Origin of the sequence: Sulfuricella sp., assembly GCA_041651995.1 — a bacterium.
Taxonomy (GTDB): domain Bacteria; phylum Pseudomonadota; class Gammaproteobacteria; order Burkholderiales; family Sulfuricellaceae; genus Sulfurimicrobium.
On the sequence record JBAZID010000001.1, the window covers coordinates 418,690 to 431,833 of the forward strand.

Genomic DNA, 13,144 nt, shown 5'->3' on the forward strand with positions numbered 1-13,144 from the left:
ACAATATGTTGCGATATTTTTTTTCAAATATACTCCATGTAGTAATCAGGTCAATAGATTTTGTGACATTTTTATCCGCTTACTTTTCTCGAATGCGCTCATAAATTTTATGATAGCCTGCCAAAAACAGTCATTAACAACAAAATACATAAACCAGTCTTATGAAAATAAATCTCGCGAACGAAGAATTGATCTGGCTATTCTGGCCGGGCAAACACATGCCGCTCCTGGCAACACGGCGCGCCGAAATGATCCTGCTGCGTGTGCGCATCATCGCAGCGCTGTTCGCGCTGCTCACCTCGCTATGGATCGCTGTCGATGCCTACATCCTGCCCTGGCCCGCCTGGGGTGAACTGGCCATCGGCAGGCTTGCCGCCAGCGCGGCGTTTGGATTGCTGGCCATCTCGTTCCGCGGCTCCACCCGTGTGAGCGACACCTACATCGCCCTGACGGCCCTGTATCTCATCCCTACCGCGTTCTATATTTTTTCCTACACCGTGATGCAGCAAACCGACGTCAATGGACTGTCATCCACCATCGCCGGCGTGTATGCCTTCCTGCCATTCGTAATGGTTGCCGGTCTCGGCATGTTCCCGCTGACCGCGATCGAGGGCATGGTGTTCGCCCTGCCGGTACTCGGCGCCGAACTGGCCTCCAGCCTGTGGGGGCTGGACATGCTCAATCTGAGCCATCTCATCAGCACCGTATGGCTGTCCGGCATGATTGCCGCGGTAGCGACCATGAGTGGCATGAGCCAGCTGGGATTCATGATCGCGCTGGTGCGGCAGGCTGTGCACGACCCCCTTACCCGCTCCTTTTCCCGCATGAGCGGCGAGGAGCTGCTGGAAATCCAGTTCATCATTGCCTCGCGCAGCAATTCGCCGCTATCGGTGGCTTTCGTCGACCTGGACAATTTCAAGAGCGTCAACGACAACTACGGGCACGAGGCCGGAGACAAGGTCCTGATCGCCGCCACGACCGCGATTCGGGCCGGTCTGCGCACCGGAGACATGCTGGTGCGCTGGGGCGGGGAGGAATTTCTGCTGATTCTGCCCAGCACCTATTGCGGCGAGGCGGAGAAAGTGCTCGAACGCCTGCGCGTGCGCGGGCTGAACACGCGCCCGGACGGCGCCCCGGTCACGGCCAGCATCGGCCTCGCGGAACGTACCCTGGACAGCACCAACGACTGGCGCAAACTGGTTGAAATTGCCGATCAGCGCATGTACACGGCAAAACAGAACGGCAAGGACCGCATCGTCTCCTGCGCGGCAAATTGACCGGCGCATCTGGAAACAAGCTGTTTTCTGGAGAATTGACCTGGCTCATTTTCCAGCCCCCCGAATCGGACTAGAATGCGCGCCATGACAACTTTCCAAAAAACTTGGCACACCTTTACCGCCGCCCCTCACCGCATGATGATGCTGGGCGGTGCCGCCCAGGGAGTGCTTACCCTGCTGTGGTGGATATTCGACCTGCTCGGCCGCTATGGCGGCATCTATGCCGCACCGGTCTGGAGCATTGCCCCAACCTGGGCTCACGCTTTTCTGATGCTGTACGGATTTTTCCCGTTCTTCATCTTTGGTTTTCTAATGACCACCTATCCCAACTGGATGAACTGGGAAAAGATTCCGGCACGCTTTTACGTACCCTCTTTTCTGTGCCTGGCCAGCGGGGTGGCGCTGTTCTACCTCGGGCTAATTGCAGGCAAGGCATTGCTGCTTGCAGGCACCGCGTTTCTGCTGGCAGGCTGGGGCATCGCCCTATATGCACTGCTGAGAGTGCTGTTCACGGCAAGGCATAACGACAAGCGCCACCCTGTCGTCACCAGCCTGGCCCTGATCATGGGCTGGCTGGGCGTTCTCTCCTATCTGATCTGGCTCGCCAGCGATAATTCCTCTGCCCTGGCATTCTCGCGCCACGCTGGAATCTGGTGGTTCATGCTACCGATCCTGCTCACGGTGTCCCACAAGATGATTCCCTTCTTCTCCAGCCGGGTACTGGACAATTACACTCTGGTACGTCCTTATTGGGCGCTGTATTTCATGCTTGCCTGCGCCACGCTGCATGGCGCGCTGGAACTGGCGCAACAGCCGCAGTTGCTATGGCTGGCCGACTTCCCCCTGCTCGCCTGTTCACTCTATTTTTCCTATACCTGGGGTCTGCTGCGCAGCTTCAGCATCAAGCTGCTGGCAGTGCTGCATGTCAGCCTCGCCTGGCTTTCAATCGCCATGCTGCTGTACGGCGTGCAAAGCCTGACGCTCTTTGTCACCGGTTCGGCGCCTTTCGGACTGGCCCCACTGCACGCCCTGACCATAGGATTTTTCGCCTCGATGATCCTCGCCATGGCTTCCAGGGTGACCCTCGGCCACTCCGGCAGGGAACTCGAGGCTGACGCCGCGACCTGGGCCCTGTTTCTGGGTTTTCAGTTCACGGCCACGGCGCGCATCGCCCCCGACCTGCTAGGACTCCCGGCCAGCCTGTTTTACCCCTTGGCAGCGGGAATCTGGCTCGCCGCTTACGGGATCTGGTTTGCCAAATATGGCCCGCTTTACTGGCGCCCGCGAATCGATCACAAACCGGGTTAAGCGCCTTTATACCCGCCCCTTCCCCGCAGCCACATCTTCCTTGATTCAAGTCAATGCGCCTGACATCTGGCGCATGGACAATGACGAATCGCATTTCTCCGCCGGAGTCCGAACCCATGACCAGCATCAGCGCCTTTCTCACGCCCGACCACCATCATTGCGACACGCTGTTTTCCGCTGCCGAGGCTGCCGTTGCGCAAGGGGACTGGCTTGTGGCGGCTGAGGCCTGGGCGCGCTTCCATGATGCGCTGCGGCACCATTTCGCCATGGAAGAGGAAGTGCTGTTCCCGGCCTTCGAGGCTCGTACCGGCATGACCCAGGGCCCCACCCAGGTGATGCGCATGGAGCACCGCCAGATGACCGACCTGCTCAACCAGTTGGCCGACGCGCTGGCACGCCAGGATTCCGATGCCTTTCTCGGCGACTGCGAAACCCTGCTCATCATCATGCAGCAACACAACATGAAAGAGGAGCAGATGCTCTACCACATGGCGGATCAGGTCCTGGCTGGCGAGGCAGAGGACATGATAATGCGCATGCGCGCCGTAAACGGATAGCATGGCACGGGAGCACCTCCTCGATGCGCTCTGGCTGGAACCGCCGGAACCGCTGGAGCTAACACTGGAAGCCATTGAAAAGCTGCCTCCGGGCGAGCGTCTGCGACTCCTGATTCATCGCGAGCCCAGAATGCTTTTTCCCATCCTGCAGGAGTGGGGTTTTGCCTATCAGAAAATGGATCGCGGAGACGGCACCTACGAAATCCTCATCTGGCACAAGGATGCAAGCCCGGGAGGAGTGAGGAGTGAGGAGTGAGGAGTGAGATGAAAAAACGGGTTAGGCACGTACTTTTGACGCCAAGATCACATGGAGCGCGCGGGGTTCTTTCGGTTATGAATTTCCTCCTCACACCTCACTCCTAACCCCTCACGAATACAAGATGAATCAGCCGGCCGGTTTATCGCTAGACCAGGCGCCCCCGATTTCGGTGCCGCTACGTTTCTTTCTGAGCGCCCCCCTGTTTTCCATCGCCGCCGCCCTGCTGCTACTGTGGCAGGGACCGGACATGCTGCTGAGCCGCTGGCACCCTGCGCTACTGGGCGCAACGCACATGCTGACACTGGGCTTTCTGGGCCTGATCATGATGGGCGCCATCATGCAGATGCTGCCCGTCGTGGCCGGCACACCGATTCGCCACCCATTATGGGCGGCAAGAATCATTCATACACTGGGCACAGCAGGCATTATCCTGCTCTGCGCCGGCCTGGTTCTTGGCTCACAACCGGCGCTCCGGGCGGCGCTGCCCCTGCTCGGAATAGCGCTGCCGGCATTCGCGGCGCTGATCCTCTTCACCCTGCGCAAGGCACAGGCAAACAACATGACGGCCCGTGCAATGCGCCTGGCCGCGCTGATGCTTGCCGCAACAGCCATACTCGGATTGCTGCTACTGAGCAACCACGCCTATTCCTGGTGGTTACAGGCACGCGAACCGTTCACCAACCTGCACCTCAGCTGGGGCCTGCTGGGCTGGGCCGGGCTACTGGTCGCCGGCGTGGCATTCCAGGTAGTCCCCATGTTCCAGCTCACCCCTGCCTACCCCAGCTTTGCGACACGCTGGCTCGCCACCATTCTTTTCCTGCTCCTGCTCCTGCTGCCACTTAGCCTGAGCTTTCCGGCATTGCGGCTGCCGCTGGGCATAGCCCTATCAAGCGGACTCGCCTTTTTTGCCATCGCCACCCTGCACCTGCAAAGCAGGAGGAAGCGCAAGATGCCGGACGTGACCATGAGCTTCTGGCGTGGAGGCATGTTGTGCATGCTGCTCGCCATTACCCTCTGGCTGGCGGGACAAATTTTCCAATGGGGGGAAAGCGGGAAATACGGGCTGCTGCTGGGATTGCTGATGATCGTCGGCTTCGCCATGTCGCTGGTTAACGGCATGCTCTACAAGATCGTGCCGTTTCTGGTGTGGTTTCACCTGCAAAGCCAGCGCAAGCCGGGAGATCCCATCGCACCCAATGTCAGGCAGATATTGCCCGAAATCCGGACACGGCGGCAAATGTGGCTGCATTTCACTGCCCTCGCCGCACTCATTGCCGCGGCACTGCAACCTTCGATATTTTTCTACCCCGCCGCCGTGTTGTTTGGCGCATCCAGCCTGTGGCTATGGCTGAACCTGGCATCCGCCTGGCGCATTTATCGCCATGCAAATGCTCTCATCAGGCAGTCTCGGCAAACGGCTAACGCCGGGTGAAATTGATCGAAATAAGCTCCGGCTCCCGCGCCACATACTGAATTTCAATTCCGTCGCCATAACGCTGCCGCATCTGCTCCAGCAACGGCAGCGGGTCGTGATCATTCATGAAACGCATGGTCTCGCCTGGATTGAGCGCATCGAGGGCGCCGAAAATAGCCGCATGACGAAAGCGCTTGGCCACGCAGCGTGCATCGAAAGGGTATATGGATTCAGGTTGGAGGATATTGAACTGTGCCATTGTGCTTTCCTTTATTCACGATCAAATCAGTAGGGTATAACATACAACAACCCTCCCTCCTTGATCAAAATCAAGCACGCCGCGATTGAAGCACCGTCCACAGGGCAGTCAGCACCAGGGGCAGCAAACCTGCCAGCGCCAATACAGCCCCCCAACGCACCCCGGCCAGCACCAGCAGGCCAGCAGCCAGCAACAGAAGCGCCCTTGCTCCGCCGCCATAAGTCAACCACCGGCGAGCCAAAGCATGCCATTCAGTCTGCCGCCCCGGCCTGAGCCAGAGAGGAAGCAATTGCCCGATGGCACCGCTTACCAGCGAAAACAAGAAAGCAAAAACCAGCAGATGTCCGGCAGAAGCGGACTCCACCCAGCCGGCGGCATGCAGGCCACCCGCCAGCAGCGCCAGGCAATAACTCACGCCTGCCATGGCAAGCAAAGGGGTGGCGCCATGCCATGAAAAAATCCCGGCATGGAAATTCTGCTGCCAGGAGCGCCCCAGGCGAGCCAATGGCAACAGCCACAGAATCAGTCCGGGCCAGGACAGAAGCGGCAACCAGGCGGCACCGAAGCCGATCAACAATGTTCCGCCCAGCGCGAACGGAAGATCAGCCCGCAGCCGCCCTGCCACCCCGGGATCCGGCCGCCCCGCCGCGGTAGGAAGCAGGACTTGCAGGGTTCCAATGGCCGTCAGGCCGACGAAACCGAACAGATTCAAATGCAAATGCAGGCGTTTGAAAGCCAGCAATTGCTCCGGCCACACATCCATCGCCACCACGGCCAGCAGACTTGCCGCCAGGCAGAGCAATGCCGCCAGATACCAGTACACGCCGGGGTGAGGGCTACCCAGCGCCGCCCGGGCGCGCATCCACTGCCAGCCTGCCATGCGCGCAACGGCAAGCAGTGCAAGCAAGGCAGCCAGGAGGCGAACAGATGCGGGCAGGCTGAAGGCAAAAAAGGCGGTCGCCAGCACCCCGGCCTGCCAGACCAGGCCGGCCAGCAGCTCGACCTGGCGCGCCGCACCTCCGGTTCGGGTCAGTACCGGGACAAAGTGGGTCATCGCCGCCATGATCATGGGCATCACGCCCAACGCAAAAACCAGGTGGATATGGACAGCCCGGTGCAGATCCGTGAAAATCGGCAGCACCAGTGCGCCGGCCATCGCCAGAACCGCCGTAATGACCAGAAAAACCAGAAGCATGAAGCCAACTCTCGAATACAGAACACCGCCATCATAACGCGGCGTCAAAAAATACTGGCAAAAGTTCCTTAAGACCATCAACCTTGATCCACGTCAAGGATTCGGGCCTCATGCTCGGTTAGTCTTTCCATGCCGCGTTCCAGGCGATTCGTTACGCGGCTGCCCGTCACGAACACCGGCGGGAGGCGGCAACACGTAAACAGCCTGGAACCCAATAACCACAAGCTAATCAGGAGGTAATATGAGCGAAACATTTACCAAGGCGATGGCGCGGAACATCTTCTACGGGGGAGCTGTATTTTTCTTCCTGTTGTTTCTCGGCCTGACCTTTGACACCATGCAGACCCTGCCGCAGCGCGATCACCGGGAAAACATCACCGATTCGGTCGTACGAGGCAAACATATATGGGAAACACGCAATTGTATCGGTTGCCATACTCTGCTGGGAGAAGGCGCATATTTCGCTCCTGAACTGGGCAATGTCTACGCCCGTCGTGGCGGCCCATTCATCAAGGCATGGATTCAGGCTCAGCCCACCGGCGTACCTGGCCGCCGCCAGATGCCAAATTTCAACCTGAACGATCAGGAACTGGATGACATGGTCGCATTCCTGAAATGGATGTCCGAGGTCAACACCAACAAGTGGCCGCCGAACATTGAAGGTTAATCCACTGGATTCTCTGACAATTTCAAGGTTTAGGAGGAATTAATATGCAATACCAATCCCAAGCGGTGGCGAAGCCTTACTTCATTGCCGCAATTGGCCTGTTCGTCGGACAGATTCTGTTCGGCCTGATCATGGGCTACCAATATGTTGTCGGCGACTTCCTGTTCCCGGCGATCCCTTTCAACGTGGCCCGCATGGTCCACACCAACCTGCTGATCGTATGGCTGCTGTTCGGCTTCATGGGCGCGGCGTATTACATGATCCCGGAGGAATCCGAAACCGAGCTGTTCAGTCCCAAGCTGGCGCTGCTCATGTTCTGGATCTTCCTGGTGGCGGGCGCGCTCACCATCGTCGGCTATCTGATGGTGCCTTATGCCACGCTGGCCTCGATGACGGGTAACGATCTCCTGCCCACCATGGGCCGGGAATTCCTCGAGCAACCGCTAATCACCAAGGTTGGCATCGTGATCGTAGCACTGGCCTTCCTGTTCAATATCAGCATGACCGTGTTGAAGGGACGCAAAACCTCTATCAGCCTGGTGATGTTGATTGGCCTGTGGGGCTTGGCGATATTCTTCCTGTTCTCCTTCTACAACCCATCCAACCCGGTACTGGACAAGTTCTTCTGGTGGTGGACCGTGCATCTCTGGGTGGAAGGCGTGTGGGAGCTGATCCTGGGTGCGATGCTGGCTTTTGTTCTGATCAAGGTAACGGGCGTTGACCGCGAAGTGATCGAAAAATGGCTGTATATCATCATTGCCATGACCCTGATCACCGGCATCATCGGTACTGGTCACCACTACTTCTGGATCGGTACGCCTGAATACTGGCAGTGGTTCGGTTCCGTGTTCTCCGCTCTGGAACCCATCCCGTTCTTCATGATGACCGTGTTTGCCTTCAACATGGTGAACCGTCGCCGCCGCGAGCACCCCAACAAGGCCGCCACCCTGTGGGCCCTGGGAACCGGCGTGATGGCATTCCTCGGCGCTGGCGTGTGGGGCTTCCTGCACACCCTGGCTCCGGTGAACTTCTTCACCCACGGCACGCAGATCACCGCCGCCCACGGCCACATGGCGTTCTACGGCGCCTACGTGATGGTGACCCTGGCCATGATCTCCTACGCCATGCCGATGATGCGCGGCCGCACCGCCAACTCCGGTGCTGCGCAGACCATGGAAATGTGGGCGTTCTGGCTGATGACGGTATCCATCGTGTTCATCACGCTGTTCCTCACCGCCGCTGGCATCCTGCAAGTCTGGCTGCAGCGCATGGGTGACACACCGATGGGCTTCATGGCGGCACAGGATCAGATCATGATCTTCTACTGGCTGCGTGAGATCACCGGCTTCGTGTTCCTGCTGGGTCTGGTGCTGTACATCTGGAGCTTCTTCTGCAAGAAAGGCGAAGCACACACAGCTGCTTAATCGTTCCTCCTGGGAGGGGCCTTCGGGCCCCTCTTTTTTTACCTGAATACCATACTATTTTGATAAACAATCCAAAAACCACTCATGAAATCCATGCCACGCCACCTGGCGATCTGGCAATCTGGGTTTTCATCTTCGCCGAACTGCTGGCTTTCGGCGTCTTCTTCGTTGCCTACGCCTTCGCGCGGGCAAACAATGTGGAGCTGTTCAACGAATCGCAACAGCACCTCAACCGCACCTCCGGCGCGATCAACACCCTGGTGCTGATCACCAGCAGCTATTTCATGGTACGCGCGGTCGCGGCCATCAAGCAGGGACTGTCAAACAGCTGCGCACGCTGGATCGCCTCCGCCATTGGGCTTGGGTTCGTGTTCCTGGCCATCAAGATCGCCGAGTTCAACGCCACGTTTGCTGCCGGCATTTCGCTCAGCACCAACACTTTCTACATGTTTTACCTGTCGCTGACGATCTTCCATTTCATGCATGTCATTCTCGGCATGGTGATTCTGGCTGCGGTCATGGTGAAAGCCTTGCGCGCTGGCTACTCTGCCGAAAACCATATTGGCGTGGAGACCGGCGCCTCCTACTGGCACATGGTGGATCTGCTGTGGATCATCCTGTTTCCGCTGGTTTATGTGATCCGCTAAAGGCAAACAGATGAATACTCCCCACAAACCCCACTTCATCCGCCCCTGCACGCTCATCTGGCTGGCGCTGATCATTCTTACCTGCGTTACTTACGCCATTGGCGAAACCGGCTGGAGCGGCACAGCAGTCATGCTTACCGTTCTCGGCACCGCCGTGATCAAGGTGGAAATGGTCGCCAGCTACTTCATGGGGCTGCGCCGCACCCGCTGGCTGTGGCGCGGCATTGTGCTGGGCTGGCTGCTGCTGGTATCTTCATTGATTACCATTGCTTACTTGATGACGGTCAAGTAACTGCCCATCTTTTTGAGTTAGTCTAAACGGCAATAAACCACGGGGCTCACGGGGAGCACGGGGGAAACCCTTGAAACCCCGTGAGCCCCGTGAGCCCCGTGTTTAATTTTCGGCGACTGAATATGAGCGACCTACCTTTCTACAAACCCCACGGCAATGAAATCGAACTGTTCGAGCACGCCTACCGCAACCATCTGCCGCTCCTGATCAAGGGCCCCACCGGCTGCGGCAAGACGCGCTTCGTGGCGCACATGGCGGCGCGGCTCGGGCTGCCGCTCTACACCGTGGCCTGCCACGACGACCTCACCGCGGCCGACCTGGTTGGGCGCCATCTGATCGGCGACGGGGTGACCTACTGGAACGACGGCCCGCTCACCCGCGCCGTGCGCGAAGGGGGAATCTGCTATCTGGATGAAGTGGTGGAAGCGCGCAAGGACACCACCGTGGTACTGCATCCGCTATCCGACGACCGGCGCATCCTGCCGATCGAGCGCACCGGTGAAATTCTCGAAGCGCCGCCCGAATTCATGCTGGTGGTGTCCTACAACCCCGGCTACCAGAATTTCCTCAAGGGCATGAAACCCAGCACGCGCCAGCGTTTCGTCAGCCTGCGCTTCGATTTTCCGGGGGCCGAACTGGAACAGCAGATCGTCATCGGTGAAACCGGAGCCGATGCCATGCTGTCAAAGAGACTGGTCAACCTCGCCAACAGCCTGCGCGCGCTCAAGGAACACGATCTGGAAGAGGCGGCAAGCACGCGCCTGCTGGTCTACACCGCCACCCTGATCGGCAGCGGCTTCGACCCGGTGGATGCCTGCCGGGCCGCGCTGGTGGAACCTCTTACCGACGACGAGGAGACCGCCGAAGCACTGATGGAGATCGTCTATGCCACTTTTGGAAAATGATAGCGAAGCGCCCCCGGAAGGTGGTGATCCATATCAAGCCCCGCCCGGGCAAACGCTTGCTGTAGCGGCTGAAGCACTCTACATCGCCAACCTGCTGCTGGCACCCGGTCTCAGCTTCGCCATTCTTGTCTGGCTATACTTCAAACACCGTGCGAGCGCGCCCTCGCTCGCCGTATGCCATTTGAAACAGACCGTTTCCGCCAGCATCTGGGCCGGGATTTTGCTGGTAATCGCCAACCTCGCCATTCTGCTGCTTGGCGGCTACACCTCGGCCAATACCTGGACGGTGCTTATCATCTACTTCACCACCTGTCATTCCACTCTCGTTCTGCTGGGCATACTCGGTCTCGCCAAGGCCATGGCGGGGCAGAAATATGTCTATCCGCTGATCGGTCGGCCGTGCGGCTGAATACCCAGCAAAAACGGCTCATGTTCCAGGCCGGGTTTTTCATCCTGTTCCTGCTGGCGCCGGTATTCGACCTGTTCCGCCTCGACCTCAACCTCAAGCATTTCTTTTTCCTCGGCATGCACTGGACGCTGGGGCTGGACGACTTCGCCGCGGGGCGCATCGACGCCACTGAAGCCGCAATTCGCCTGATCCTGCGCGGCGGCCTGCCGATACTCGGGACGATCGCTCTCGGCGTGTGGATATCCTGGAAATGGGGCCGCCTCTACTGTGGCTGGCTGTGTCCCCACTTCTCGGTAGTGGAGACCATCAACCAGCTCATGCGCCGCGCCACGGGCAAGCAAAGCCTGTGGGACCACCACGTGCTGCCGGAAAAGAATGCCGACGGCACCCTCACCAAAGCCAACCCCCTCTACTGGCTGGTGCTGCTGCCGCTGGTGATCGGCTTCGCTTTCCTGTGGGCCATCGCGCTATTGACCTACCTGCTCCCCCCGGCAGAAATCTACGGCAACCTCTGGAACGGGACGCTGACCCGCAACCAGAGCGTTTTTCTCACTGCGGCCACCCTCGCCTTCTTCGTCGAATTCATGTTCGCGCGCCACCTCTTCTGCCGCTACGCCTGCGCCATCGGCCTGTTTCAGAGTCTCGCCTGGATGGGCAACCACAAGGCAATGGTAATCGGCTTCGACCGCCGCCGCGCGGCCTCCTGCATTGACTGCAACGCCGCCTGCGACAACGTCTGCCCGATGCGCATCCGGCCGCGCAGCATCAAGCGCCTCATGTTCACCTGCACCCAGTGCGGGCAATGCGCCAACGCCTGCTCACAGGTGCAGGCCAACAACCCGCGCGGCCCCTTGCTGAAATGGGTTCAGGACGAATGTTCGCTGGACAAGTCGGCACGGGATTTCGGCCATCACATCGACATCCCGGCGCATTGCTACGAACCGGGCAAAAAGAAATAAAACGTATTTGCCATGCAAGCAGAACCCGGATAGACTAACACCTAGCTAACTCGATTTCGGGAGATTGCCTTGCAACTCGTCAACATACACGAAGCCAAGACCCAGCTTTCCAAGCTGCTCGAACAAGTGCAAGCCGGAGAGGACGTGGTGATCGCCAAGGCCGGTGCGCCCATCGTCCGCCTCATCCCCTACGCGCCGCCCAAGCGCAGGATCGCGCCACCCGGCGCGATGGAGGGCGAAGGCAGGATCGCCGACGATTTCGATGCACCCATCGACGAACTTTTTAATTGCCTGAAAGATCATGCCGCATGAGATTGCTGCTCGACACCCACTTGGCACTGTGGTGGCTGATTCGCGCTCAGCGCGTCCCCGCCGAGGCGCGGGAACTGGTCGAAAGCACGGCCGAACCGGTGGCAATCAGCCGCGCCTCGCTATGGGAAATGGCGATCAAGATTTCCATCGGCAAGCTGGAGATCGACTTGCCGCGATTCGTCAAAACGGCCGAAGCTTCCGGCTTCGAATGGCTGGACATCAAGAACGAGCATCTCTTGTCCGTTGCCGCCTTGCCGCTTTTCGACGACCACCGCGACCCGTTCGACCGCCTGTTGGTGGCGCAAAGCCGGACGGAACCGCTGGTACTGCTGACGAGCGACGCCAAACTGGCCCGCTACGGGTCGACTGTACGCGTGGTTTGACGCAATGAAACGCAGGGCGTCAATACCCGAAGGGCATTGCGCCGCATGGTAGAGCACATTCGGCGGATTACGCTACGCTAATCCGCCCTACACGGGCTCACAGGTGCAGGCCAACAACCCGCGCGGCCCCTTGCTGAAATGGGTTCAGGACGAATGTTCGCTGGACAAGTCGGCACGGGATTTCGGCCATCACATCGACATCCCGGCGCATTGTTATCAACCGAAAAAAAAGCGCTGATCCAGGCCCCATGCGTCAGCAAAAAGGGCGCGTTGCTTCCTGCCCGAATATTCGGCATGATTCAAGAGTCACTACCGGAGGGTCAAACCATGAGTATTCGCGAAATTCTGGCGGCAAAGAAAAACGTCGAAATCCACAGCATCGCTCCCGACCAGTTCATCCATGAGGCGGTTGCGCTCATGACCCGGCACGACATCGGCTCCCTGGTGGTAAAAGAGCACGACAAGATGATCGGTTTGCTCACTGACCGCCACCTGGTACGCGGACTGAGCAAGGCCAAGTGCAACCTGTGCAACACCCTGGTGCGCGATGTGATGGTCGTCTCCCCCATCGTCGGCCACCCGGAGGATTCCGTCGACCAGGTGCGGCAAGTCATGACCGAAAATCATATCAGCCACTTGCCGGTCGTGGATGAAAACGGGCTGATGGGCATTATTTCCTTCTACGATGTCGCCCGTTCCGCCTTGAGCAATGTGGAATTCGAAAACAGGCTGCTCAAGCGCTACATCAAGGATTGGCCGGAGGATGAAGCGGAAAAGTGATTTATTTTTCCGCTGCCGGCGAACAGGCATTCCGCCACAACGACGGGGCGGGGTGTTCACAACAGACTGCCGGCGCCTTGCTTTGCATCAAGGCACC

At 58.8% G+C, this 13,144-nt stretch carries 17 protein-coding genes; 15 read left to right on the forward strand and 2 right to left on the reverse strand.

Annotated elements, in window-relative coordinates:
* Positions 1–161: 161 nt before the first annotated feature.
* The 5 genes from WC392_01955 to WC392_01975 all read left to right on the forward strand — a co-directional run bounded on the left by WC392_01955 (position 162) and on the right by WC392_01975 (position 4,833).
* Entirely contained in the window at positions 162–1,277 is a 1,116-nt protein-coding gene (locus tag WC392_01955; GenBank protein ID MFA5241118.1) for a GGDEF domain-containing protein, read from the forward strand.
* 84 nt (positions 1,278–1,361) lie between these two features.
* Positions 1,362–2,585 (forward strand): NnrS family protein, encoded by a 1,224-nt coding sequence (locus tag WC392_01960; GenBank protein ID MFA5241119.1) that lies wholly within the window; start codon positions 1,362–1,364, stop codon positions 2,583–2,585.
* 116 nt (positions 2,586–2,701) lie between these two features.
* Positions 2,702–3,142 carry a hemerythrin domain-containing protein gene (locus WC392_01965; protein MFA5241120.1) on the forward strand — a complete coding sequence of 147 codons (441 nt, stop codon included), beginning with the start codon at positions 2,702–2,704 and terminating at the stop codon, positions 3,140–3,142.
* 1 nt (position 3,143) lies between these two features.
* Entirely contained in the window at positions 3,144–3,398 is a 255-nt protein-coding gene (locus tag WC392_01970) for a DUF2249 domain-containing protein (GenBank protein MFA5241121.1), read from the forward strand.
* A gap of 124 nt (positions 3,399–3,522) precedes the next feature.
* Positions 3,523–4,833 carry a hypothetical protein gene (locus tag WC392_01975; protein MFA5241122.1) on the forward strand — a complete coding sequence of 437 codons (1,311 nt, stop codon included), beginning with the start codon at positions 3,523–3,525 and terminating at the stop codon, positions 4,831–4,833.
* Here the strand turns inward: WC392_01975 and WC392_01980 are convergent.
* Both WC392_01980 and WC392_01985 read right to left on the reverse strand, forming a co-directional pair.
* Positions 4,820–5,074: a DUF2249 domain-containing protein gene (locus WC392_01980; GenBank protein ID MFA5241123.1), complete on the reverse strand. Its 255-nt coding sequence runs from the start codon at positions 5,072–5,074 to the stop codon at positions 4,820–4,822. The two genes, WC392_01975 and WC392_01980, sit on opposite strands and share 14 nt — an antisense overlap.
* Before the next feature lie 70 nt (positions 5,075–5,144).
* On the reverse strand, positions 5,145–6,269 hold the full coding sequence (locus WC392_01985) for a hypothetical protein (protein MFA5241124.1): 1,125 nt from the start codon (positions 6,267–6,269) through the stop codon (positions 5,145–5,147).
* Between the two features lie 241 nt (positions 6,270–6,510).
* Here WC392_01985 and WC392_01990 point away from each other — a divergent pair, with 241 nt between their 5' ends.
* From WC392_01990 to WC392_02035, 10 genes are all read left to right on the forward strand, one after another.
* Positions 6,511–6,936, forward strand: a complete 426-nt coding sequence (locus WC392_01990; GenBank protein ID MFA5241125.1) for a cytochrome c — start codon at positions 6,511–6,513, stop codon at positions 6,934–6,936.
* Between the two features lie 44 nt (positions 6,937–6,980).
* Positions 6,981–8,360, forward strand: a complete 1,380-nt coding sequence (locus WC392_01995; protein ID MFA5241126.1) for a cbb3-type cytochrome c oxidase subunit I — start codon at positions 6,981–6,983, stop codon at positions 8,358–8,360.
* A gap of 59 nt (positions 8,361–8,419) precedes the next feature.
* Positions 8,420–9,007 (forward strand): cytochrome c oxidase subunit 3 family protein, encoded by a 588-nt coding sequence (locus WC392_02000; protein MFA5241127.1) that lies wholly within the window; start codon positions 8,420–8,422, stop codon positions 9,005–9,007.
* A 10-nt stretch (positions 9,008–9,017) separates the two neighbouring features.
* A complete protein-coding gene (locus WC392_02005) occupies positions 9,018–9,299 on the forward strand; it encodes a cytochrome C oxidase subunit IV family protein (protein MFA5241128.1) in 282 nt (93 codons plus the stop codon).
* Between the two features lie 122 nt (positions 9,300–9,421).
* Positions 9,422–10,204: a CbbQ/NirQ/NorQ/GpvN family protein gene (locus WC392_02010; GenBank protein ID MFA5241129.1), complete on the forward strand. Its 783-nt coding sequence runs from the start codon at positions 9,422–9,424 to the stop codon at positions 10,202–10,204.
* Positions 10,185–10,613, forward strand: coding sequence for a hypothetical protein (locus WC392_02015; protein ID MFA5241130.1), 429 nt, complete (start codon positions 10,185–10,187; stop codon positions 10,611–10,613). The genes WC392_02010 and WC392_02015 overlap by 20 nt, the downstream gene beginning before the upstream one ends.
* Positions 10,604–11,572, forward strand: coding sequence for a 4Fe-4S binding protein (locus WC392_02020; GenBank protein MFA5241131.1), 969 nt, complete (start codon positions 10,604–10,606; stop codon positions 11,570–11,572). The genes WC392_02015 and WC392_02020 overlap by 10 nt, the downstream gene beginning before the upstream one ends.
* Before the next feature lie 69 nt (positions 11,573–11,641).
* Positions 11,642–11,884, forward strand: a complete 243-nt coding sequence (locus WC392_02025) for a type II toxin-antitoxin system Phd/YefM family antitoxin (GenBank protein MFA5241132.1) — start codon at positions 11,642–11,644, stop codon at positions 11,882–11,884.
* Entirely contained in the window at positions 11,881–12,267 is a 387-nt protein-coding gene (locus tag WC392_02030) for a type II toxin-antitoxin system VapC family toxin (protein MFA5241133.1), read from the forward strand. Before WC392_02025 ends, WC392_02030 begins: the two co-directional genes overlap by 4 nt.
* 327 nt (positions 12,268–12,594) lie before the next feature.
* Positions 12,595–13,047, forward strand: a complete 453-nt coding sequence (locus WC392_02035) for a CBS domain-containing protein (protein MFA5241134.1) — start codon at positions 12,595–12,597, stop codon at positions 13,045–13,047.
* Positions 13,048–13,144 lie beyond the last annotated feature (97 nt).